This is a genomic window from Acinetobacter sp. SW-226, from assembly GCF_055632855.1.
In genome coordinates this window covers 1,605,074-1,630,028 of record NZ_CM145752.1, presented here as the reverse complement: position 1 = coordinate 1,630,028, position 24,955 = coordinate 1,605,074, and the positions used below count along the sequence as shown (strand labels likewise).

20 protein-coding genes are annotated in these 24,955 nt (G+C 40.9%); 11 read left to right on the top strand and 9 right to left on the bottom strand.

Annotated elements, in window-relative coordinates:
- The first annotated feature begins 87 nt into the window (after positions 1–87).
- Complete coding sequence (locus ACZ8ZH_RS07865; protein WP_110973926.1) at positions 88–2,547, top strand: LPS-assembly protein LptD; 2,460 nt, start codon at positions 88–90, stop codon at positions 2,545–2,547.
- Complete coding sequence (locus ACZ8ZH_RS07860) at positions 2,547–3,851, top strand: peptidylprolyl isomerase (protein ID WP_086210154.1); 1,305 nt, start codon at positions 2,547–2,549, stop codon at positions 3,849–3,851. The genes ACZ8ZH_RS07865 and ACZ8ZH_RS07860 overlap by 1 nt, the downstream gene beginning before the upstream one ends.
- Before the next feature lie 106 nt (positions 3,852–3,957).
- Here the strand turns inward: ACZ8ZH_RS07860 and hfq are convergent, their stop codons facing one another.
- The 4 genes from hfq to tsaE form a co-directional block, all read right to left on the bottom strand.
- Positions 3,958–4,470, bottom strand: coding sequence for an RNA chaperone Hfq (hfq, locus tag ACZ8ZH_RS07855; RefSeq protein ID WP_086210155.1), 513 nt, complete (start codon positions 4,468–4,470; stop codon positions 3,958–3,960).
- Positions 4,471–4,563: 93 nt separating this feature from the next.
- Entirely contained in the window at positions 4,564–5,508 is a 945-nt protein-coding gene (miaA, locus tag ACZ8ZH_RS07850) for a tRNA (adenosine(37)-N6)-dimethylallyltransferase MiaA (protein WP_470247899.1), read from the bottom strand.
- 6 nt (positions 5,509–5,514) lie between these two features.
- Positions 5,515–7,455 carry a DNA mismatch repair endonuclease MutL gene (mutL, locus tag ACZ8ZH_RS07845; RefSeq protein WP_119063416.1) on the bottom strand — a complete coding sequence of 647 codons (1,941 nt, stop codon included), beginning with the start codon at positions 7,453–7,455 and terminating at the stop codon, positions 5,515–5,517.
- Positions 7,448–7,924 carry a tRNA (adenosine(37)-N6)-threonylcarbamoyltransferase complex ATPase subunit type 1 TsaE gene (gene tsaE, locus ACZ8ZH_RS07840; protein WP_119063415.1) on the bottom strand — a complete coding sequence of 159 codons (477 nt, stop codon included), beginning with the start codon at positions 7,922–7,924 and terminating at the stop codon, positions 7,448–7,450. The genes mutL and tsaE overlap by 8 nt, the downstream gene beginning before the upstream one ends.
- A 123-nt stretch (positions 7,925–8,047) precedes the next feature.
- Here tsaE and ACZ8ZH_RS07835 point away from each other — a divergent pair, with 123 nt between their 5' ends.
- The 3 genes from ACZ8ZH_RS07835 to ACZ8ZH_RS07825 all read left to right on the top strand — a co-directional run bounded on the left by ACZ8ZH_RS07835 (position 8,048) and on the right by ACZ8ZH_RS07825 (position 9,946).
- The gene (locus ACZ8ZH_RS07835; protein ID WP_162900257.1) at positions 8,048–8,962 is read left to right on the top strand and encodes a pseudouridine synthase; all 915 of its coding nucleotides are present in this window, start codon (positions 8,048–8,050) and stop codon (positions 8,960–8,962) included.
- A gap of 113 nt (positions 8,963–9,075) precedes the next feature.
- Positions 9,076–9,411, top strand: a complete 336-nt coding sequence (locus ACZ8ZH_RS07830; protein WP_086210159.1) for a type II toxin-antitoxin system RelB/DinJ family antitoxin — start codon at positions 9,076–9,078, stop codon at positions 9,409–9,411.
- 94 nt (positions 9,412–9,505) lie between these two features.
- Complete coding sequence (locus ACZ8ZH_RS07825) at positions 9,506–9,946, top strand: GNAT family N-acetyltransferase (protein ID WP_086210160.1); 441 nt, start codon at positions 9,506–9,508, stop codon at positions 9,944–9,946.
- Between the two features lie 8 nt (positions 9,947–9,954).
- Here ACZ8ZH_RS07825 and ACZ8ZH_RS07820 read toward each other — a convergent pair whose 3' ends face one another.
- Positions 9,955–10,692, bottom strand: a complete 738-nt coding sequence (locus ACZ8ZH_RS07820) for a pseudouridine synthase (protein WP_470247898.1) — start codon at positions 10,690–10,692, stop codon at positions 9,955–9,957.
- A gap of 135 nt (positions 10,693–10,827) precedes the next feature.
- Here ACZ8ZH_RS07820 and ACZ8ZH_RS07815 point away from each other — a divergent pair, with 135 nt between their 5' ends.
- Together ACZ8ZH_RS07815 and ACZ8ZH_RS07810 are read left to right on the top strand one after the other, a co-directional pair.
- On the top strand, positions 10,828–11,286 hold the full coding sequence (locus ACZ8ZH_RS07815; RefSeq protein WP_119063412.1) for a DUF441 domain-containing protein: 459 nt from the start codon (positions 10,828–10,830) through the stop codon (positions 11,284–11,286).
- 248 nt (positions 11,287–11,534) lie between these two features.
- On the top strand, positions 11,535–12,755 hold the full coding sequence (locus ACZ8ZH_RS07810; RefSeq protein WP_119063411.1) for an MFS transporter: 1,221 nt from the start codon (positions 11,535–11,537) through the stop codon (positions 12,753–12,755).
- Between the two features lie 87 nt (positions 12,756–12,842).
- Here ACZ8ZH_RS07810 and ACZ8ZH_RS07805 read toward each other — a convergent pair whose 3' ends face one another.
- The 3 genes from ACZ8ZH_RS07805 to ACZ8ZH_RS07795 form a co-directional block, all read right to left on the bottom strand.
- Complete coding sequence (locus tag ACZ8ZH_RS07805) at positions 12,843–13,826, bottom strand: ion transporter (RefSeq protein WP_119063410.1); 984 nt, start codon at positions 13,824–13,826, stop codon at positions 12,843–12,845.
- 101 nt (positions 13,827–13,927) lie between these two features.
- Positions 13,928–15,643 carry an AAA family ATPase gene (locus tag ACZ8ZH_RS07800; RefSeq protein ID WP_119063409.1) on the bottom strand — a complete coding sequence of 572 codons (1,716 nt, stop codon included), beginning with the start codon at positions 15,641–15,643 and terminating at the stop codon, positions 13,928–13,930.
- A 116-nt stretch (positions 15,644–15,759) separates the two neighbouring features.
- Complete coding sequence (locus ACZ8ZH_RS07795; protein ID WP_119063408.1) at positions 15,760–17,733, bottom strand: hypothetical protein; 1,974 nt, start codon at positions 17,731–17,733, stop codon at positions 15,760–15,762.
- Between the two features lie 238 nt (positions 17,734–17,971).
- Between ACZ8ZH_RS07795 and mdh the strand changes: the two genes are divergently transcribed.
- Together mdh and ACZ8ZH_RS07785 are read left to right on the top strand one after the other, a co-directional pair.
- Entirely contained in the window at positions 17,972–19,183 is a 1,212-nt protein-coding gene (gene mdh / locus ACZ8ZH_RS07790) for an iron-dependent methanol dehydrogenase (RefSeq protein ID WP_119063407.1), read from the top strand.
- A gap of 192 nt (positions 19,184–19,375) precedes the next feature.
- The gene (locus ACZ8ZH_RS07785; RefSeq protein WP_119063406.1) at positions 19,376–20,347 is read left to right on the top strand and encodes an alpha/beta hydrolase; all 972 of its coding nucleotides are present in this window, start codon (positions 19,376–19,378) and stop codon (positions 20,345–20,347) included.
- 45 nt (positions 20,348–20,392) lie between these two features.
- On the opposite strand, the gene ACZ8ZH_RS07780 is transcribed toward ACZ8ZH_RS07785, so the two are convergent.
- A complete protein-coding gene (locus ACZ8ZH_RS07780) occupies positions 20,393–21,568 on the bottom strand; it encodes a helix-turn-helix domain-containing protein (protein ID WP_086210169.1) in 1,176 nt (391 codons plus the stop codon).
- Between the two features lie 198 nt (positions 21,569–21,766).
- Here ACZ8ZH_RS07780 and exaC point away from each other — a divergent pair, with 198 nt between their 5' ends.
- Entirely contained in the window at positions 21,767–23,278 is a 1,512-nt protein-coding gene (exaC, locus tag ACZ8ZH_RS07775; RefSeq protein ID WP_086210170.1) for an acetaldehyde dehydrogenase ExaC, read from the top strand.
- A gap of 213 nt (positions 23,279–23,491) precedes the next feature.
- Positions 23,492–24,946 carry an ethanolamine permease gene (gene eat, locus ACZ8ZH_RS07770; protein ID WP_416332343.1) on the top strand — a complete coding sequence of 485 codons (1,455 nt, stop codon included), beginning with the start codon at positions 23,492–23,494 and terminating at the stop codon, positions 24,944–24,946.
- The last annotated feature ends 9 nt before the right edge of the window (positions 24,947–24,955 follow it).

The window sequence follows — 24,955 nt, the reverse complement described above, 5'->3', positions numbered from 1 at the left end:
AAGTGCTAAGTGTAGCCACTTATCAACTTTTTCTCTATGATGCGACAATAATTAATTGCGATTAAGCATACTTGGTAAATGAGACACATGAAGCATCAGTTTAAATTTAATCCTTTAGCGACTGCGATATTTACCCTTCTTTGTGGTAGCTCAATCACAAGCTATGCTGCAACATCGTCTACTTCTATTTCAGACGAACAACAATCACTGAAACAAGCTTTACAAGAAAGCTATCCAGGGCAAAAGTTCTACGAGCAATACTATGTTGATAAATCGTCTCCTGAAGCTCAGCAGCGACAAGGCAAGTATTTAAGCTCAGCCTATTGTCAAGGAACATGGTTGACGCCTGTAAGCCCTGAAACCAAAGCTGTTGATGCTGCCAATGCAACCTCTACAATCACTGCGGATTATGGTCATTACAATCCACAAGGCGACTCTGTTCTTGAAGGCAATGTGCTTATTGACCAAGAAGGGCGTCAAATTCGTGCCGATAAAATCACCATTGATCAGACACAGACTTTTGCCAATGCAGAAGGTCGTGTGCAAATGGCGCAAAGTGGATTATTGGCTCAAAGTGATCAAATCAATTACAACCTCAAAACCCAGCAAGGTGACTTAAAAAATAGTTTTTATATTGCTGAAGAACAACATGCGCATGGACGTGCAGAACAAATTTTACGTCAGTCGCAAACAACCACTACCTTAAAAAATGCAACTTATAGTACATGTCCGCCAGAAAAAGCACCGACTTGGAAAATTCAAGCAGATGAAATAAAACTCAATCAAGAAACAGGCCGTGGTGAAACGCGTGGTACCAAACTTTATATTAAAGATGTGCCTGTACTCGCAGTTCCTTATTTCAACTTCCCTATTGATGACCGACGCACTACAGGTATCTTGACACCAAGTTTCGGCTTCACCAATGATGGAGGCATCGAACTTGCAGTCCCTGTTTATTTAAATTTAGCACCAAACTACGATGCAACCATTACGCCTCGTTACATCAGTGACCGCGGACCTATGATTGAAGGTGAGTTTAGATATCTCACTGAAAATTTCGGTTCTGGCCAAATTTGGGGTGGTTTCCTTTCATCTGATCGCAAGTATGATGATCAAGACCGTAAAGACTTACACTTTTTACATAACTGGCAAATTAACGAACAATTTTCGACAAACCTCGAATATAACTACGCATCAGATAAAGACTATTTTACGGACTTAAGTAATAATCCAAATACAAAAACAGATCTAAATCTTCGTCGTGCATGGGAACTCAACTATAAAAATGGGATCCCAGGCTTAAAAGCTCAGCTTAAAATTGAAGACTTCCAAACACTGGATGAAACAACACCCTACGTTGACCGTCCTTATGCCCGCTTACCTCAGTTTTTACTCAACTATAAAACTGGTAATGCTTTAGGCTTAGAATACGAATTTAATAATGATACAGCCTACTTTAAAAAGGATTTTGGTACGATTGATGGCGATACCAACGACAGTTTCGAACCAAGTGGTACACGTGTCTACAATGACTTTTCTGTACGTTACAACTATCGTACACCTTGGGCATTTGCGATCCCACAGATCTCTATTCGTAATGTAAATACATTCTATGACCAAGACACGATAAATGAATTTGATAGCACGAATCGTTCATCAAAAGACAAATCATATACTGTTCCACAAATTACCTTTGATGCTGGCTTAACCTTTGAAAAAGAAGGCACATTCTTACAAACCCTCAGTCCGCGCATGTTCTATGCGTATGCTCCATATAAAAATCAAGATGGTGCACCAAACTTTGACTCTGTAGCCGCATCCATTAACTATGATCAACTATTTAGCCCTAATCGTTTCTACGGTCATGACCGCTTAGAAGACAATAACTTCTTGTCGTTAGGGCTCAGTTATAGCTTATTTGATACTGTCGGTCTGGAACGCTTAAAAGCAAGTGTTGGTCAAAGCTATTATTTTGAAGACCGTCGTGTGACTCTTGATCAAACCACAGATTTGTTTGATAACGAAAAACATACTGGTCCAATTGTTAGCGTATCAAGCCAACTCTCACAAAACTTTACCCTTGGTGCTAATTCGGCTTGGATGTCAAATGGCGACAATGCTCAACGCGATTTACAGTTGTATTACACAGGGGATAAAGGCAATTTATACAATGTGGGCTATTACTACCGCAAAGAAATCGCGAACCGCCAAGAGCACTACGATCAAGTGGTTGCATCTTTTGTACAACCTGTACATAACAACTGGCGTATTATGGGCCATGCTCAGTATGACCTTGACAATAATGTCGCGCGCGAATACTTACTAGGCGTCAATTATGAAGCATGTTGCTGGGGTATCTCGGTGTATGGGCGCGAGTATTACAACGACTTAGATGACGTTAGCGATTCAAGTGTAAAACCAAACCGTGCAATTATGGCTGAAGTCACCCTAAAAGGCTTAGGAGGACTAAACAGCAAACTTTCATCATTACTAGAAAATCGTATTCTAGGCTTTAACAATATTAATCAGACTTGGACAGACCGTTAATGAAGACAAAACAGTTCAAACAATTTTTTAAAGCGAGTGCTTTAGCTTTAGCTCTCGCAACCGCTATTCCAACTTTTGTACACGCGTCGGATGAAGTTGTTGCTGTTGTCGATAACAGTGTTATTTTAAAAAGTGACTTAGAAGCAAGCATGGCTGAAGTTAAGCACCAACTTGAAAGTCAGAAAAAACAAGTTCCACCTGAGCAGTATTTAGCACAGCAAGCTTTAGAACAACTGATTATTCGTCAAACCCAGCTTGAACAGGTTAAACGCTACAACATTCAACCTGATGAGAAAAGCTTGAATGATGCTGTTTTAAATGTCGCGAAACAATCTGGAACAACAAGCCTAGAAGCATTTCAACAAAAGTTGGACAAAATGGCACCAGGAACCTATGCCTCTTTGCGTAGTCGTATTGCTGAAGATTTAGCGATTAGCCGTTTACGCCAACAAATCGTCACCTCTCGTATTCAAATCTCAGATCAAGATGTTAAGAACTTCTTAAATACCCCACAAGGTCAAGCTGCATTAGGCAATCAAGTACATGTCTTACATGTGCGTGTTTCTGGTGACAATGCTGACGCTGTGGCGAAACAAGTCAAAAACGTTCTCGCAAGCGACAATGATGTAGCTGCAATTTCTAAAAAGTTCAGCACAGCCAACACCAAAGTTGAAGGTGCAGATATGGGCTTTAGAGCACTTTCTGATATTCCAAGTGAACTTGCTGCACGTGTGAGTCCACTCCAAGTTGGGCAAACCACTGACCTTATTACAGTCCGTGATGGCGTACATATTTTAAAGTTAGTTGAACGTAAAGGTGCAGAGCAAAAAGCCATTGTACCCCAATATAAAGTACGTCACATTCTTATTCAGCCATCAGAAGTGGTTAGCCCTGAAAACGCAAAACAAATGATCGACAACTTGTATAATCGTGTAGAAAAGGGGGAAGATTTTGCAATTTTAGCTTCGACCTATTCAAACGATACAGGTTCAGCACGTGATGGTGGTAGTCTTGGTTGGGTTAGCCCTGGCGTCATGGTGCCTCAGTTTGAAGAAACCATGAAGAATACCCCTGTTGGACAAATTAGCAAACCATTCCAGACTCAGTTTGGTTGGCATATCCTACAAGTGACAGAAACACGTCAGCAAGATATGACGACTGAATACCAAGAGCGCATGGCACGCCAAGTTTTAGGTGAACGTCAATTTGATGCTGAACTAGATAGTTGGTTACGTGAAATTCGAAACAAAGCTTATGTTGAGATCAAAGATCCAAATTTAGACCGTAAAAATAACAAGTCTTAAAATGTGGCACAAAAAAACCAGCATTCATGCTGGTTTTTTTATGACAAAGTCATTTAAAAAATTTTAAATAAAAAAAGCCTCTCAGCAGAGAGGCTTTTTTTATCAATTAACGATTGTTTTCGTCATCTTGAGAGTCTTCAAATTTTGATTCGCCATCAAAACCTGCAGATTGACCACCGAAGCCACCTTGACCACCAAAGCCGCCTTGACCACCGAAGCCACCTTGTTGACCGCCGAAGCCGCCTTGACCGCCGAAGCCACCTTGACCGCCGAAGCCACCTTGACCACCGAAGCCACCTTGACCACCAAAGCCACCTTGTTGACCACCAAAGCCACCTTGTTGACCACCAAAGCCGCCTTGTTGACCACCAAAGCCGCCTTGTTGACCAGCACCAGCAGGCGCACCAGCAGGACGTGGATTACGTGCAGGAACAACAGTAGAAATTGCATGTTTGTAAACCATTTGGCTTACCGTATTTTTTAATAAAACAACATATTGGTCGAAAGATTCAATATGACCTTGTAATTTAATACCATTTACAAGGAAGATAGATACAGGAATACGTTCTTTACGGAGAGAATTTAAGAACGGATCTTGCAAAGTTTGACCTTTAGACATGTTATAACTCCAAAAAAAATTAAAAATCAGCGCAAAAAACTATCTTTATTTTTCAATTAAAAATTATAAAAAAGACAGTAGCTAAATTTTGCTTTATCCGTAGCAGTTTCGCAAGTCTTCTTGTGCCTGCGTGATCGTTGAATAGGTTGTAAATTTATGTATTTCTTGCAAAGATCTTAACCAAGTGTATTGACGTTTGGCAAGTTGTCGTGTCGCAAAAAGTGCTTTATCCTCCATTTCTTGTTGTTTTTCGACAGTTTTATCTCCTTTTTGTAAAAATTCGAGTGCTTGTCGATACCCAACTGAGCGCATAGAAGGTAAATTTTCCTTTAAATCGTATTTTTTCATAAGAGCTTCCACTTCATTCAAAAATCCGATATCCCACATAATTTTCAAGCGCTGTGCAATTCTTTGGTGCAATTCAGCTCGATCTGGCACTAAGGCATAATTATGAAAACTATAACGATAAGGTACATTTTTAGGCTGTTCTGCCTGAAGCTTAGTAATGGGCTGCCCAGTCAACTTATAAACTTCTAAAGCACGAATAATCCGTTGTTTATCACTCACTTTAAATTTATCGCCCGCCAAAGGGTCCACACTGCATAATTCTGCATAAACTGCGTTCCAACCCTCACTTTCAGCTTTAGACTCAATCTCGGCACGAACAGCATAATCAGCACTAGGTAAATTACTCGAAAGCCCCTCTAATAGTGCTTTAAAATAGAGCATGGTTCCACCGACTAAAATCGGAGTTTTGCCACGTAAATGCATATCGTCAATCAGGCGACAAGCATCCTCAACAAAATTTGCAGCGGAATACACTTCTAAAGGTGTAATAATATCAATCAAATGATGTGGATATTGCAGCAACTCCTCTTTGGTCGGCTTAGCTGTACCAATATCCATATCCTTAAAGACCAGTGCTGAGTCTACAGAAATGAGTTCAAAATTCCCTTGCTCATAGAGCTGACATGCCAAAGCAGTTTTACCACTTGCAGTTGGCCCCATTAAATTGATGACCGGCAATTGAGTTGACATGTACAACTACTCTCCTCGAGCAAAAAGCTTATCTAGTTGAGCCAATGGAAACGCACGCCAAGTTGGGCGACCATGGTTACATTGGCTAGCAAATTCAGTTTGTTCCATTTGACGAAGCAAAGCATTCATTTCAGAAAGACCCAGAATGCGATGCGCGCGGACAGCACCATGACAGGCCATACCCGCTAAAATTTGATCACGCTTTTGCAGTAAGCCCTGAGCTTCATCATTTGGATCCAAATCGTTAAGTAATTCAGGTACCAGCGCCTCAAAATTGGCTTTATGTAAAATCGCAGGCACACCACGAACAATCACCTGCTCATCACCATATTGATCAATTTCAAGACCTAAACGCGCCAATTGATCTTTGAGCTCTTCCACTCGTGTCGCTTGCATCCGTGTGATATTAATCACTTTGGGAATGAGTAACTGCTGAGAAGTCCAGAACTCTGGTTTATCCCATGCGGACTTCATTTGCTGTAGCAGAATACGTTCATGGGCTGCATGCATATCAACAATAATCAGTCCTTCTGTATTTTGAGCCAACACATAAATACCGTGCAATTGTGCAATGGCTATTCCCAACGGATGTTCATCGACTTTAGGGCTTTGCACTGTAAAATCAGCCAAAGGCTGAGCTTGATCAACACTAGATGACGTATCACGCAAAGGCGCTAAATAGCTTTGCAAGGCATTATTAAGCTGTTGTGAACCCTGATAACGCGAGGTTTGCGCAGAATAATGAACACCTTGCGGTTGATTTGAACTAAAGTCAGTGAGCACATCCGATGAGGCTTGCTCACCAGTTTGTTCAGACTCAACATGACGATGCAACTGCAAAGGCTCTTGATAGCGAGGCTGCACAGACATCAAAGCTTGATCCTCTGCAATCTTCATTGCATCAGATAAATCTGCGGTTGCCGTTTGAAACTGCGATAAAGTCTCTTTGGCATAGTGCCGGACAAACTCATGCACTTCACGCTGATTTAAAAAGCGAATTTCATGTTTAGTCGGATGTACATTGACATCAATATTTTCAGGATCGACTTCTAAAAACAACAAATAACCCGCATGCTGATGACCATGTAAAATACCGTCATAAGCCATACGTAGCGCATGAGAGATGGTTTTATCTTTAACAATTCGACCATTCACATAGACATACTGCAAGTCTGCTTGCGCACGAGCATCGGAGGGATGTCCCAACCAACCTGTTAAACGCATGTTGATACTATCCGCATCCATCCAATACGCATTTTCAGTAAATGCACGACCAAGTAACTGTTGTACGCGCTGAAAACGTAGTTCACCACTATCGGCAATTGGTAAGTTCAACTTGATGCTTTGATTATGTTCAAGCACAAAACGAATATCGAAATGAGTCAATGCTAAACGTCGAACGATTTCTTCAATATGACCAAACTCTGTGCCAGGTTTTTTGAGAAATTTGCGACGTGCAGGCACATTAAAAAATAAATCTTGTACCCGAATATGCGTACCTTTCGGTGCAGCTACAGCCTGAATCTCTTGATGGTCAAATGCAGTTCCATTAACTTCGACTTGATAGCCAATCCCATCATCCGCTTGACTACTGGTCAAGGTTAAACGCGAAACTGCTGCAATAGACGCTAAAGCCTCTCCACGAAAACCCAAGCTGACAATTGCATGTAAATCTTCTGCAGTTTGGATTTTACTGGTCGCATGGCGCATCACCGCCAAAGGGAGATCTTCAGCATGAATCCCTCGACCATTGTCCATGATTTCAATTAAAGTACTGCCGCCTTGCTCTACCCGAATAATCAACTCTGTCGCACCTGCATCAATCGAGTTTTCGAGTAACTCTTTGACCACAGACGCAGGGCGTTCAATGACTTCACCTGCTGCAATTTGGTTGGCTAAAGCAGGATTCAGAGTCTGAATACGACGTATCTTTAAATCATCACGCATTGTTTAATTGGCTCTCTAAAGCTTGTAATAATGCTACTGACTGAAAACTCAATGTGGCATGTCGTGTTAGCTCATCTTCAGATTTTTGAATATCAATAATTAAGTCCGCCGCAGGGATTTCATCTCCCCCTTTAGATGGCCATTCAAATAAAAACAGTGCATTGGGTGTTTCCAAATAGTCACGAATGCCCATTAACTCCAACTCATATGGATCGTTTAAACGATACAAGTCAAAATGGAAAATATCATGCCCTTGCACTTGGTAAGGTTCAACCAAGGTATAGGTTGGGCTTTTCACTGAACCTTGATGCCCTAAATGCTGTAAATAATGACGTGTTAAGGTGGTTTTTCCTGCCCCCAAATCGCCAATCAAATACACTACACCCGTCGTAAAATGCTGTGCCAAAATTTGTGCTAAATTTTGGGTATCTTGTTCATTATTGAGTGTTAAGTTGAATGAATACTGCATAATACTCACGACAAGTGGCAAAAGAGTAATTATGATAGCATCGCACCCATAAAATGCCCAAGTCGCAAGTTTGAAAACTCGTATTTTCCTGTATCAACCGCCTAGATATTACCTACAAAAAACATGTCCAACCACCAAACTTCTGAATTTTGTCCACCTATGCTCAAAGGCGTCAGTGCCAGTAAGGTGTACTTACCTAAACTTCAACCTATGCCTAAAAGCATATTTGCTTATTTATGTGCGCAATTTCAGCACATTGAAGCTGCGGAATGGCGACAGCGTTTTCATGATGGCTTGGTCTATGACGCTGTAGGTAATGTGCTCAGCACAGATTCGGCATATCTTGAAAATCAACATGTGTTTTATTACCGCTTTTTAGCGCGTGAAATTGAAGTACCATTTCAGCATGAGATTTTATTTGAAAATGATCATTTCTTAGTGGTAGATAAGCCACATTTTCTAACTATCAGTCCAACGGGACAATATGTTCAACAAACTCTTTTAGTTCGCCTAAAACAACAGACAGGTATTGAGCATTTAACCCCTATCCATCGCTTAGACCGTGAAACTGCAGGCTTAGTACTTTTCTCCAAGCGCATTGAAACGCGTGGGGCTTATCAACAAATGTTTGCGGAACGGCGGGTGCAAAAGACCTACCATGCAATTGCACCTTTTAACCCAGAACTTAATTTCCCACGAACTGTAAGGGTACACATGCAAAAAGGTGAACCGTTCTACACTATGCGGGTATTAGACAAAGCACCCAATAGTGAAACAGATATTTCGCTGTTGGAATATGACTCAACATGGGCAAAATACGAGCTTAAACCACATACAGGAAAACAGCATCAACTGCGTGTACACCTTAATTCTTTAAGCTGCCCGATTAAAAATGACCCGTTCTATCCTAAAGTTGTACACAAAACCGACTATGATTTCAGCCAACCATTACAGCTTTTAGCCAAGAAATTATCATTTAAAGACCCAATAACTCAACAACTTATGCTGTTCAACTCTCACTTTGAATTGACACTGTAATATAATTGTCATTACAAAATAATTTAAAATTCCATTGTGTGAATATTGAAATTACAATGAAATTGATTAAAATAACTTCTACCCTTTAAGTGATTCAAATTATTTAATAAATCATGAGAAAAACAGAAGTCTATCAAATTCGACTCGATTCCCAAGAAAAGAAACAAGCATTTGCCGTGTTTAAACAATTGGGGATTACACCTGCACAAGCCGTTCGTTTGTTCTTCAAACAAGTGGTTTTAACCAAATCTATCCCATTTTCAATTGAAAATCAGAACATCAACTTAGAGCAACTCATTAAATTACGTAAGTTAAAGCAAGAACAAAAAGCAGTCGAACAAATCACAAGCCCCGACTCTACAGCCACTAATGATTTATTTGCCGATGATGAACACATTGATCTATTTGAAGAATTAGCTGCAATTTTGGGTGAGAGTGACAAAACTTAACAGTGTTGCATTTCTAAACAAATTTTAGAAATATCCTGTTCAAAACTTCGGTATGCTTCATGTAAACATTATAAAAAACAGCATGGAGTAATACATGATCGTAAGACGTGCCACCTTAGAAGACTTAGAAAAACTTGCTGTATTATTCGATGAATATCGCCAATTCTATGGCGCATCTTCCAACTTAAGCCTTTCCCAAAAGTTCCTCAAACTTCGTCTTGAAAATGAACAAAGCGTGATTTTTATTCATGTCAAAGACGATGTGATTACTGGTTTTGTCTTATTATACTTAGGCTTTTCTTCCGTGGCTTGTGCAACGTATTATATTTTAGATGATGTCTATGTCTCACCGCCACATCGTCGTCATGGCTCTGCAAAACAACTCATTGATACCGCAATTTTGTTTGCTCGTCATGAAAAAGCGATTCGCATAACACTTGAAACGCAAAAAAATAACTACCAGTCCCACAGCCTATATGAAGCCATGGGCTTTGTAGCGGATAGCGAATTTAAAACCTATCACTGCTTCTTATAGCTACTGATTTATATGCCGTTTTCATGAGGGCTGCTATGACGAGTCTTGGCTAAAGCGACTTGTTCCTCATTTAAATACACCCATCTTCCCTCGACTAAATCAGACAATGTGATTAAGTCGAGTTCTCCAATTTGCTGACGATGCAAACATTCCACCTTATTGCCGACAGCTGCAAGCATACGCTTTACTTGATGATACACTCCCTGATGCACCGTCATTTGCAGTTCACATTCAGCTAATCGTTTTACCCCTGTTGCTGCAAATATCCCTTTTTCATTACGTAACTCAACGCCTTGTTCTAACTGCTGGATTTGTTCATCTTTAATAGGATCAGCCGTTTGCATGCGATACACTTTGGCCACATGCTTTTTAGGATGTGTCAATGCCTGTAAGAATTGACCATCATCAGTAAGCAACAACAAGCCAGTCGTGTCTTGATCCAGACGTCCAACACACTGAATACCACGATTCAAGAGCACATCATCAAACAAATCGAAAACACTAAAGTGGTGTGTTGCCTGATGTGAACATTCATAACCCTGAGGTTTATTTAAGGCAATATAGACTTTTTCACGATATTCAAAACTCTCATCATGTACTTTAAAGTGCAAACCATCTAATTTAAGTTTATGTTTAGGGTCTGTAATGATCTGCCCATCAATTTCGATGGTTGCATTTTTAATCAACTGTTGGCAATGCTTCCGCGAACCGAATCCTTGCGACTGCAACATTTTTTCCAACAGCATCAGCACACCACTTTTTCAAATAAAGGCTCATTTTATACTGAAATACAGGAACATCAATCAAAGGACTCGGATCATTCGGCAGACTGGCTAAAAAAACGTTACAATGCACATGTTTTTTTGACCAGTCTCCCCCCTATGCCGAACTTAGATTTGAACCTGATCGTCCTCCTTATCCTGCTGGCTTGCGGTATTTTCAGTCACAATTCTGCGGTAACCATTGCTGCGGCTGTACTCATTATTTTACGCATGACGCCACTGAGCGAATACTTCCCGCTAATCCAACAACATGGATTAAATATCGGCATTATTATTTTAACAATTGCCGTTTTAGTTCCTATTGCCAGTGGTAAAATTAGCGGTGAAAGTATTTTTAAATCTTTCTTAAGCCTTAAATCATTACTAGCGATTACGATTGGCGTTTTAGTTGCATGGTTAGGTGGACGCGGTGTGAAACTCATGTCGAATCAACCAGATGTAGTTGCAGGTCTGTTGGTTGGAACTGTAGCAGGGGTTGCATTACTGCGTGGTGTACCTGTGGGCCCATTAATTGCCGCAGGTCTACTGACCTTATTAATTGGGACGGGACAATCTTAAATACATGTATCGTAGCTGAAGTCACATTTCAAATATTCACTGAGTTGGCGCTATTTTTGCTTTATCTAAATTAGGCATGACTTTATGGAATAATCAATTAAATGTAGACAAACCAATAGATACTGTATTTAAGAATACTCAGGCATCGCATAGATTTTAGTGTTATTGAATTAACTTATAATATTTTTGAACAACCTAATTTTTATGTGATAAAGAACGTATAATATTTTTCATTTCACTCTCTATTTATGTCCATTCAAAAAAATAGCAGCCCATCAACAGGTCACTTATCTGTCATTATTTTAGCCTTGGCACTCGGTGGTTTTTGTATTGGTACGACTGAATTCGTTGCGATGGGACTCATCCAAGAGATATCGCAGAGTTTCAAGCTTAGTATCCCTATCACAGGGCATTTTATTAGTGCTTATGCTTTGGGCGTGACAATTGGCGCGCCTGTCATTGCCATTTTGGCTGCAAAAGTGCCACGAAAAATACTCTTAATTGGACTCATGTTGTTTTATGGCATTGCCAATGCAAGCACCGCACTTGCAAATAGTTATGAGTCTATGCTGATTTCTCGTTTTATCGCAGGCTTTCCACACGGCGCATACTTTGGTATTGCTGCTCTCGTGGTTGCAGAGTTTGCTGGTAAACAAAAGCGTGCTTTTGCTGTTGCAATGCTGATGATGGGCCTAAATGTCGCGACCGTGATTGGCGTACCTCTTGCAACTTGGCTCGGACAACTCTATGGTTGGCGGGCAGGTTTTGAGTTTTCGGCATCTATCGCATTTTTAACTGTTGTCGCGATTTGTTTTGGCCTACCCCAAATGCAACGTGATCACACTGCAAGCATTCAAAATGAGCTCCGCGGACTTAAAAATACACAAATGTGGATGACTCTTGCTGTAGGGGCAATTGGTTTTGGTGGACTCTTTTCGGTTTATAGTTATGTATCACCCATTTTGACTGAATATACCCATGCCAGCATTCAAGTTGTTCCTTTTGCACTGGCATGTATCGGGCTAGGTTTAGTGATTGGAGGTGCTGTTGCAGGACACTTTGCCGATAAAAACCTAAACAAAGCCATCATTTTGGTATTGATATCCAATGCCTGTTCTTATGTGCTTTGTGCATTATCAATGGATCATCTTGCGACGGCTCTTATTGCGCTATTTTTAGTGAGTTTCAGTATTGCTGGTCTAGGACCTTTACTGCAAACCCGCTTAATGGATGTTGCTGGTCATGCCCAAGGTCTAGCTGCTTCACTCAATCACTCTGCCTTTAATATTGCCAATGCTTTTGGTGCTTTTATTGGTGGCTGGCTCATTAGCCAAAATCTGGGCTGGTTAGCACCGATTTGGGTAGGTACCTTATTAAGTCTAGGCGGTCTAATCATCTTGCTACTCGCTTTTCAGCATGAAAAAAAGTCAATGTCTATATCTAAAGATGATGTAAATCAAACCTGTTAGACCAATCTAGATTTCTATTCAGATAAAGTAAGGCATGTGTATCAACATTCGATTTGAACGTTGATACACATGCCTCTTTACACCGATTTATTCAGGTAGCTTCTTCCCACAATGTGGACAATACGCATACTGATCACGCTCTTGTTTTAATGACTCTTCTTTTTGCTCACGTATAAGCTGCAAAATAATATCTTGTGTTTGTTCTTTGGTCAGTCCAACCTCTTTACGAACTTCCTCAATTTTTTCTGTTTCTAGGACAAAGTCAATGTCGCTATTCTGGATTAACTCTCGAAATCTGAGTTCTAGTTGTTCTTTGCGCTGCTCTAGTTCATTGGCCAAACCATTTGCCAAGATACCTGCGGGTAATGCTGCTAAACCTACACCTAAAATAGTAATGATCGCACCCAAGAAACGTCCTAGCGGTGTAATAGGTGTCACATCGCCATACCCTACGGTGGTCAGTGTAACCACAGCCCACCACATAGAAGCTGGAATAGAACTAAAAACCTCAGGTTGTGCCTGACTTTCAATCAAATACACCCCCGCAGCCGCCATAATGATCATAATCATTAAAATGAAAATAACCGCTTGAAATGAGCCTTTTTCGCGCTCAATGACCCGCAATAGGATTTGTAGAGAGACAAAGTAGCGGGTTAACTTGAGAAGTCGGAGCAAACGAACGATTCTTAAAAAACGTAAATCGAACTGAACAAAGAAGTTTAAATATGCAGGTAAAATCGCCAAGAGGTCGATAATTGCCCCACCACTTTTGACCCAATTTAGGCGGTTTTTCCAATCCGACTCAAAACTATTAGCTTCAGCAATTGACCAAAAACGTAAGAGATATTCAATCGTAAAAACGATGATCGAGAAGATTTCAAAATAATAAAAAAAGTCCTGATACAACATATAGTACTTCTGTACCGACTCCAACAGCACAGCAGCAGCATTACTCATAATCAGTACAATGAGGAAATAGTTCAGCCCTCGGCTTAAGGGTGTCTCATAGTCTTCATTATGCAAATTGTTATAAACAAATTTGCGTAACATGTACCAAGCTGTCAATTTCATTACGATTTTACGTTATTCTTATCCCTTAAAATTCAGTTTAACCGAACTTAACAGCAAAGTAAGTAAGAAATTTCGGTACGAATCGTACAACTGCGGCAGCATTATTCAATATAGAGTAAGGCCAAGCGCACTTGGTCATAGCCCATACGCGGATTGGTTAACTCTACAATCGGACGTAGTTTAATTGCGCCATCTTCACTAAAGTGTTCAGCTTGCTGACGTTTCATGAGACGTTTATAAATTTTTCGCACTTGCTCTACCACTTCTTCGCCTGGATGAGCTATAGAAATGTCTAAGCCCTGTTCTTTATGTAGCTTCGCCAAATGGTTGATAATCGTTGCAGCCGTCAACCCTCGCTCTTGGGCGATATCGGCAATTTCATAACCACCTTCAAAAAGTTCACGTGTTTCATCGAGTGTTGCAGAAGCATAGTTGGCTTTACCTGCATTACGGGCAATTTTCTTTTCATTACGCTCAATCTCAACTTCATTGAGCGTTCCGCCACAGTGACGAATAAAGGCCTTGTGTTGTGGCTCTAGATCAATGACCTCAAAGTGTGTTTCGGCTTCATCGGAAAGTTCTTGGAAACGTCGATCTGCTTTAATGGCAAGACTGTCTAGCTCTAAGGCTTGTTCATTAAAACCCAGTAGTCTTAAACCATCCAAAGTCTTTAACCGTGACAAAGCCACATAGCCCTGTCCTTTTTCAAAAGTATGGCTCAGGTTAATTTCTGCTGCTGCTAAGGTCATGCCTTGAGATTTGTGAATGGTGATGGCCCACGCTAAGCGCAATGGAATCTGCTGAAAACTGGCAATGGTTTTACCTGCATCATTGTCCACCGACCATGTTTCAGGCTCAACCACCAGTACTGTACCATCAGTCAGTTTTACTTTTGGTAAGACTCCGAAATCATCATCTTCTTCAAAGCCAACCACCTCACCCAAACTACCGTTAATATACCCCACGTCAAAGTTGTTCTTTACAAACATCACTTTGGCATTTTTCTTGAGAGTGAGGTTTTCAGGTGCGCGCACAGACGACTTTAACGTTTCAATAAGCTTGTCATTGCCATCACACACCGCCTCAAACTGACGACCTTCATTTTCAATTTCATTCAAATGTTTGAAGTTGATGGTGTCCACGTCCATATTATGGGTGTATAAACGTGTGAATGTTTCACCAATATCCTGCTGACGTGTGGCTTGTAAAGCTTGCAAATGCTCGGAGCGGATCGTTTGGCTACGGATAGCATTTAAAATATCGTTGAGGTAGTCATTGCCCTGACGGTGCTGCTCGGTCAAATAGCACACACGGAACTTGGCTTCCACCCAAGCATCAGACATAAAACAGAACTTATCGCGATTACGTTCTTCATTCTTCCCCACGGGCGGTAACTGGAAGAAATCTCCTGCAACAATGACCTGAATTCCACCAAATGGTTCTTCACTTTCTTTAAAGAATTTTAAAACTTTATTGACCAAATTGAGCTGTTTCGCATGTAGCATCGAAATTTCATCAATAATTAACACTTGGGCATTTTCTAAATGCTCTTTTAAATATTTACGTTCTTTCATGCGTTTGAGTTCATCTTCCCCTAATGCATCTTTAATACCTATACCAGCCCAAGTATGAATCGTCATACCATTCATATGTGTTGCAGCTATACCTGTAGAGGCTGTGATCGCCACAGGCACTTTACGGGCTTTTAAGTAATTAATGTATTGGTTCAATGTATAGGTTTTTCCTGCACCAGCGGAACCAGTTAAAAAGACATTTTCGCCCGCTTTTAGAAGTTTGAGTGCAGTTTCTTGCTTCATAAGACCTATACCATTAATGAACGGCTATAGCCTACCGAGTTTTTGCTAAAAAGTTAAGCAGATCTCGTCATATAGAAGTTCTTGTGCGACAAATTAAGTCGAGTGTTGTTGAAATTTTAACAGCCCTTTTGTCGTTCTTGGTTGAGCATCGCAATAAACTGCTCTGCCACTAACACATCGTCAGGAAGTGCCTTTTGGTTGTTTGGATATTCCAACTGATCAAATAACAACTGCCCCGCGATATAATAGCAGCCAAGTGTTAAGTGGCGCTGTGCATCAGTATGACTCATATGAAAGGCCACGTATTCATTGACAATAATTCGTTCAGCAAAGCTTGCCGCTAAACAATGTCTAAACCGACGAGACTCTGCGATGATGCGATCAATATCTTTAAGCTCCTCAAATACCCAACTTTCAATAAAATAATAAGCTTCATGACTGATCGGTTGCCATGACACATGGCCGACTTTCCGTTTCAGTTCAGCAAGTAACTCTTGGCTATGTAATTGATCATGCCATTGCACAGCCTGATGAAATAGGCCATTCCATGTGACATTTTTTAAAACATCCTTTTGCGTCTCGAAATGTTCAGGTAAATAATCTCGGACATAAGCATCAAACACCGCAACCCGCAATGGCGGATGATTCAGATAAAAAAGTTGTCTAAAGCTTTCGATAGGCAGTTTGTACTGCTGCAATTGGCGATAAAAATCACGATGTTGTTGGTTTTCTTCACTGAAATAAATCACTAATCCAGCAGGTAGTTTTTGTGCAATTTTATCTAAATGCTGAATGTAAGCCTGCATGACTCGACTCAATTTTGTATAAACTTTTTTACCCCATTCGGGTTGCTGCTGTACTACACGGTGCAGTAGTTCTAACCATTCATCCAAATACAAAATCGACGGGCTGATTGCTATACGCTGATCATCCATATCTTGGCGTCTATTTTTTAAGACGACATGCTGGTTGGCTTCCAACTCAAACCATTGCTGTTCTATAGCATGTTCATAACAGCTTTGGATAAACAAACGTGCTGCAACATGCTGAAAGTACCTTAAAGCTACTAAAATAATCTCAGGATGATAAGACTGTGTATCCAAATAACTCAAAGCAGTCACAGCAACACGTACACTACTATGTTGAATGTTGTGGCTAACCCAGTCTGTCACGGCAGCTTTTTGTTTGAATAGCCAATTCACTGTACGTTTTTCATCGAAAATAGGGAGTTTAGCAACTTTTTTTTGCCAAACTTTGGTCTGCACCTCTAAAAAATGTTGCTTTGCCAGCAAATCAGGCAATGACCAAAGATCACGATTCATTAAACGTGCAAAACCCAACAGTTCAGGCTGCTCTTTCGCATGCGGATACAATAAATAAATATCATGCCCATGATCAATCAGCTCTTGTAAACAAAAACGTTCAGGAAATGCTGTTTCTACGATGCGATAAACATGTGGTTCTAGAAATTGCTTGGCACTAAAACACAGCTCATCATAACTATGCATCAAGGACTGAATAGGGAGAATATCCTCTGCTTGATCTGCATCTAAGTAACATAACTGCTCAAGTAAAGTCAGCAAATTGTTATCCGTTGCTGAAAGTTCTATTCTGCCCACATATTGACACAGTTGCTGAAAGAGCTCTGCATGGCTGTGCTCTATTTCAGTCAAAATCGTTTGGATCCGGCTTAGCCCCCCAACCACAACAAAAACCTGTTGCAATAACAACTGGCGTAACTGTTTTACTTTATTACGTAAATACAAAGAATGCTGTGGAGTCTGCTCACCCACCCAGAAGACAATGTCATGTAAACAAAACTCTTCAAGTGATTCAGCGTAGTGCCCCTTATACATAAACTGTGGGACACAAATCGTTTTGTTTTCGGTCGGTGAATAGAACTGAATACGAAAGCAATGGTTTAAAATTTGAATCTGGCGTTGCTTTGCATCAATCCCCAAAACATTGTGCACACTGAGCGTGGAGAGAAACATAGACTGCTCATGATAAAGCTGCTGAACACTCGGAACAACTTGCCTTAACACGACGGCAAAGTTTTGATATTGCTTAATCCTATCGTTTCTGTCCACAGTGAATCCTCATCGAATTTGGCGACGTTCATCCCGCTTCAAAACCAATATAAACAATTCCACACATGCAGGCTATGCCTTTTCATCATAGCTATTTTTTCGATTTAGAATCAGTATTTTCCATTTCCTTACGCATGGTAGGTATTTGGTAGGTACACAAGTTTTTTGAATCATTCGATACTCTAAAAACGGTAATGAGCACCGATAACAACATAAATATGGTAGAAGGAATCGCACCATGGCTTTTAAAAATATTGCAGATCAAACGAACGGTTTTTATATCCCTTGTGTTTCACTGTTTGGCCCAGGCTGTGCCAAAGAAATTGGTGGTAAAGCACAAAACCTCGGTGCGAAGAAAGCACTGATCGTAACCGATGCTGGCTTATTCAAATTTGGCGTAGCAGACACCATCGCAGGATATCTCAAAGATGCTGGTGTTGATAGTCATATCTTCCCAGGTGCGGAACCAAACCCAACTGACATTAACGTACATAACGGTGTAACTGCTTATAATGAGCAAGGTTGTGACTTTATCGTGTCTTTAGGCGGTGGTTCGTCTCATGACTGCGCAAAAGGTATTGGGCTTGTCACTGCTGGTGGTGGTCATATTCGTGACTACGAAGGGATTGATAAAAGCACCGTTCCAATGACTCCTCTGATTGCAATCAACACAACAGCAGGTACAGCTTCAGAAATGACGCGTTTCTGTATTATTACCAATACAGATACTCATGTAAAAATGGCGATTGTAGACTGGCGCTGTACTCCTCTTATTGCAATTGATGATCCTAAACTGATGATTGCAAAACCTGCAAGCTTAACAGCAGCAACAGGTATGGATGCATTAACACATGCGGTAGAGGCTTATGTATCAACAGCTGCTAACCCAATTACCGATGCTTGTGCCGAGAAAGCCATTTCGATGATCAGTGAGTGGTTAAGCCCAGCCGTTGCAAACGGTGAGAACCTTGAAGCACGTGATGCCATGAGTTATGCACAATACTTAGCAGGTATGGCATTTAACAATGCATCTCTAGGTTATGTTCATGCAATGGCACACCAACTTGGTGGTTTCTATAACCTACCACACGGTGTATGTAACGCAGTTTTACTGCCACATGTATGTGAGTTCAACTTAATTGCCTGCCCTGATCGTTATGCACGTATTGCAGAACTGATGGGAGTCAACACCGCAGGTTTAACTGTGACAGAAGCTGGCTATGCTGCCATTGATGCGATTCGTGAATTATCTGCATCTATTGGTATTCCATCAAGCTTGTCTGAACTGGGCGTAAAAGAACAAGATTTGGGCATTATGTCTGAAAACGCGCAAAAAGATGCCTGCATGCTGACTAACCCTCGTAAAGCAACCCATGCTCAAGTGATTGACATCTTTAAAGCGGCGCTCAAATCAAGTGCTTCAGTGGTAGATTTTAAAGCGGCTGTCTAAGTTCTCTCCTTAACACTTTGTTTGCTTTGACAATTTAAGTGGAATGAAACAGACGTCCATACTGTTTCATTCGGGTAAGCCTAATCCTTGCTTACCTTTGCACTTAAATTGTCTTTTTTTATTTGTGGTTGACAAAAATTCTGACTTCATCAAGGATAAGGGAACTCATGACAATAACAACCAGAGTGAACTATGTCAGCACTACAAAACCCGCTTGCGTATCAACCAGATGTCCTTGGTGAAGACTACGAACAACTCAAACTCAGTTTTGCTAATGACTACGAAGGTGAAGTTTGCGCAACTCTCATTCGTAAAAAAGCCACGCAAACCACAACCAAAGCAGTGCTGTATATTCATGGATTTATTGACTACTTCTTCCAAACAGAAATGGCTGAACAGTTCAATCAGCATGGTTACGACTTTTACGCACTTGATTTAAGAAAATATGGTCGCTCCCGTTTAAGCCACCAAAACTACTACAATGTCCGTGATCTGCGCGAATATGACGATGAAATTACTCAAGCTCTTGAGATTATAGGTGCTGAAGGTCATCTTTCTGTTGTACTGGCAGGACACTCGACTGGCGGTTTGATTACCACACTATATGCAGCGCACCATCCACAACACCCTCTAATCAAAGCGCTATGGGCCAACAGTCCTTTTTATGATTTTAATATGCATCCAATTAAACGCAAACTTGGCGTGCCACAACTCAGCCGACTTGCAAAGCATTTCCCAGACTTAAAATTTCCAAGTGAACTGAATAAATGGTATGTACCAAGCCTACATCAGAGTGAACACGGCGAGTGGAACTTTGATTTGCAGTGGAAACAACCAAGTTATTCTATGGTTCGCATCAGTTTTGTCCGTGCCATCCATGAAGCGCAAAAAGAAATTCATCGTGGCGGTTTAAAGCTTTCTGTTCCTGCACTGATTATGCATTCACATCAAACACTCAACCCCAAAAAATGGGGCGTAGCTGCACAAACCAGTGATGTAATTTTAGATGTCAAAGACATTGAAAAACAGGCGAAAAATCTACAAGGTGACATCTGTGTCGAGACCATTCAAAATGGTTTACACGACTTAGTCTTATCCGCACCAGATGTTCGTGCCGAAGTCTATACCAAGTTATTTCAGTGGCTAGAACAAAAGAAGATTTAATCGCAAAATTTTTATTAACCTATTCCATAACTCAAATCAAAACTATTAAATTTTGTATTTCTCAAGTAGCTGATGCGCCGGGTGTCCACTCGGTGTCAGCTCAATAAGTCGTTCAACAGCATCAATTGCTTCTGGGTAGCGTGCTACATGCTTAAAGAGCATATCAGTTTCATTGGCTTTAAAAATCGCGCTACTTAAACGTGACTCCAAACAGTCGCGCCATGCGCAAAGAAACGGACTTTCTGTTTTAGGCAATAACACACCTGAGCAAAGCTTTAAAGCCGTCTCGATATATGCAGCATCTAATGCCTGCTCTGCTTGTAGGAAATCTGCTTCTATATGCGCCAAAATTCGGTAAGGACGAGATCCCAACATTCCCCCCAACAAATCCCTTAATTGCGACATTTCTGCTTTAAGTGTGCCTATACTCACTTTTCGCTCACCATATAAAGCCTGATGTAAGGTATCTAAAGTCATACCTTGTGGACATAGCGCTAAAATAGTCAGAATTTCAATTTGACGTGGTGTGAGCACCATCACTTTGCCATTAAAAAGCACTTGTGGCACACCAAAAGCACGAATATACAGTTGTTGACGCTGGTATTCCAATAATGCTGTTTGAATGATAGATGCACAGCGCTCTGCTGCCAGTAAACCAAGGCTATTATGATTTTTCCATGTGGTCGATAAATCAATTACCCCCAAAACATGTTTTGAATAGGGGTCGATGATTGGTGCTGCATAGCAAACCCAATCATGGATGGAACTCATATAATGTTCATTAGAAAACACACAACTCGATTGTTGAGTTTTAAGTGACAATGCCAATGCATTAGTCCCCACCAACTCCTCTCTCCACTGCCCGCCTTCTACAAAATGTACACTTTCCGCAGCATTACGCATTTGCTTACTTGAAGCACTCCAAATAATCGTACTACCAATATCACCCACAGCAACGACCATTGAGGACTGCTGTGCAATATGCTTGAGCTCATCCGCGCAGTAACTTAAAGCATGTTGTAATGCTGAACCTTGTGACATCGAACCTTCAGAAATGGGCGCTGCAAAACGATCCTTAGGAATCTCTGCCGAATTAGAACGCTGCCACGAACTTGCAATGCTTTTTCCGAGCTGTTCAGCTTGTACCGTCGAAATACTGCTGCTGGTTCTAAGCTTTTCTATTTCTTGTCTTTTCTGTATTAAATGTTGCATTGCCATCATTCCTTATTCTCAAAACAATTCCTGATACACATCCACTGTATTGCATGGTTGTAAACATTTGTCGGAAGCTTGTAAACCTGCATCCTTCCAACCTTTTTCCAACCTTATATTAGGTATGCTACTTAAATATTGTACTGATGTACCTTATACCAAAGCTGTAGATGCTTTTAAAAAATCAATAAGCAAAGGAACTTCAATATGCGCTACGTAGACCCTAACCAACCTGGTTCAAAAGTAGAATTTAAAGCACAGTATGAAAACTTTATTGGTGGCGAGTGGGTTGCTCCAATAAAAGGTGAATACTTTGAAAATATCTCTCCTGTCGACGGTAAAGCCTTTACTAAAATCCCACGTTCATCTGCTGAAGATATTGAGCTTGCTCTCGATGCTGCACACAAAGCTAAAGCACAATGGAATAAATCTTCTCCAACTACACGTTCTAATTTACTCCTTAAAATTGCTGATCGTCTAGAGGAAAATCTAGAGAAATTGGCTGTAGCTGAAACTTGGGATAACGGTAAACCAGTACGTGAAACCTTAGCTGCAGATATTCCACTTGCAATTGATCATTTCCGATATTTTGCAAGTTGTATTCGTGCACAAGAAGGTGGTATTTCTGAAATTGATGAAGACACTATTGCCTATCACTTCCACGAGCCATTAGGTGTTGTGGGACAAATTATTCCATGGAACTTCCCAATTTTAATGGCAACATGGAAAATTGCTCCAGCCCTTGCAGCAGGTAACTGTATTGTTCTTAAACCAGCTGAGCAAACGCCTGTAAGTATTTTAGTCTTGGTTGAACTGATTCAAGACTTACTCCCACCAGGCATTTTAAACATTGTAAATGGTTATGGAGTTGAAGTAGGCCGTCCACTTGCAACTAACCCACGTATTGCAAAAATTGCATTCACAGGCTCAACCGCTGTTGGGCAAATGATTATGCAGTATGCAACTGAAAATATTATTCCAGTAACTTTAGAGCTTGGTGGTAAATCTCCTAACATCTTCTTTGAAGATATTATGGATCAAGACGATGATTATCTTGACAAAGCGCTTGAAGGCTTTGCTATGTTTGCGTTGAACCAAGGTGAGATTTGTACTTGCCCTTCACGTGCATTAGTTCAAGAAAGCATAGCCGATAAATTCTTGGAAAAAGCAATTGAACGTGTCAAACGCATCAAAACAGGTCACCCACTAGACACTGAAACGATGATTGGTGCACAAGCTTCTTTAGAACAACAAGAGAAAATTTTAGGCTGTATCGCAACAGGACGTAATGAAGGTGCTCAATTACTGACGGGTGGTAGTGAACGTAATGAAGTGGGTACAGGTTTCTATATCGAACCAACCATTTTTAAAGGCACAAACGACATGAAAATTTTCCAAGAGGAAATTTTTGGACCAGTGCTTTCGGTTACAACGTTCAAAGACTTTGATGATGCGATTAAAATTGCAAATGACACCATTTACGGTCTAGGTGCAGGAGTATGGTCACGTTCTGCTCATACGTCTTATCGCGCGGGTCGTGCAATTGAAGCGGGTCGTGTTTGGACCAACTGTTATCATATCTACCCTGCGCATGCGGCATTTGGTGGTTACAAAAAATCTGGCATTGGTCGTGAAAACCACAAAATGATGCTTGATCATTACCAACAAACTAAAAACTTGCTTGTAAGCTATGCCACTAAGCCAATGGGCTTCTTCTAAGCATAAATATATTTGTGCATGTTGTGTTTAGGGTAATTCGTTACCCTAAACCCCTTCAACCTTCAACCTTCAACCTTCAACCTTCAACCTTCAACCTTCAAAAATAATAATTTATCTCTGCGTTACACACAAAATTAGACAGGATGTCTGATTGCTTGGTACTGAAATTGCTTAAACATTGTATGAACCAAGCCATCTATAAAAACTTAAGATATGGAGCTTCCTATGACAGACTCTCCGCTTAAAGATTCAACATCTTTATCAACACAAACAGTGCAAACTTCTGACGATTATTTTGAAAAAAGACAACTTAAACAAGGTGCTGTCGGCTGGCTACTTTTAGTCGGTTTAGGCGTGGCTTATGTCATTTCTGGTGACTTTGCAGGCTGGAACTTCGGTTTAGCTCAAGGTGGCTGGGGCGGTATGTTCATTGCAACAGTCGTAGTTGCCATTATGTATCTATGTATGTGCCTTGCCATGTCTGAAATGGCGACCATGCTTCCCACAGCTGGTGGAGGTTATAGTTTCGCCCGCACCGCTTTCGGCCCCTTAGGCGGTTATCTCACAGGTACTGCAATTTTAATCGAGTATGCCATCGCACCTGCTGCTATTGCGTGCTTTATTGGTGCTTACTGTGAATCATTATTTGGTATCGGTGGATGGATCATCTATTTGATCTGCTATCTGATTTTTATGGGCATTCATCTCAAAGGTGCGGGTGAGGCACTGAAAATCATCTTTGTGATTACCGCAGTTGCTGCTGTGGCCTTATTTGTATTTTTCGTCGCAATGGCACCCCATTTCAACAGTGCCAATCTGTTTAATATTGCTCAAACTGAAAATATTGGGGCAAGCAGTTTCTTACCTATGGGCTATATTGGGATATGGGCTGCCGTGCCTTATGCAATTTGGTTCTTCTTAGCCGTTGAGGGTGTACCACTTGCAGCAGAAGAAGCTAAAGATCCATCTAAATCACTCCCGCGTGGTTTAATCGGTTCCATGCTTATCCTTGCTGCATTTGCCATGCTCATTTTGTTCCTTGGTGTTGGAGCAGCTGGTGCAGATCAATTAAAAGAATCAGGTGCCCCATTGGTCGATGCGCTTATTGCAGTCTATGGACCAAATACGTGGCTTGCTAGTTTTGTCAATTTTGTGGGTTTGGCGGGCTTAATTGCAAGTTTCTTCTCTATTATCTACGCCTATTCACGCCAAATTTTTGCATTATCTCGTGCAGGTTATTTACCGACATCCCTGTCACTCACAAATAAAAATAAAGCACCTTATTTAGCCATTATCATCCCTGGCATCATTGGCTTTTTACTATCGCTAACTGGTGAAGGTGATCTACTCATTTTAATGGCCGTGTTTGGTGCGACTATTTCCTATGTTTTAATGATGCTGTCCCACATCAAACTCCGCATCAGTCGCCCTGAACTACCACGCCCATACAAAACACCAGGTGGCATTGCGACTTCATCTATTGCCTTAATTTTAGCCAGTATCGCAGTAATTGCAGGCTTTGTGGTCGACCCTAAAGTTTGGTTTATGGCGGCTGGTATCTATGTGGTATTTATTGCTTACTTCATCTTTTATAGTCGGCATAAACTGGTGCAAGGAACACCTGAAGAAGAGTTTGAAAATATTCGCAAGGCTGAGCAAGAATTATAAGAGGACCTT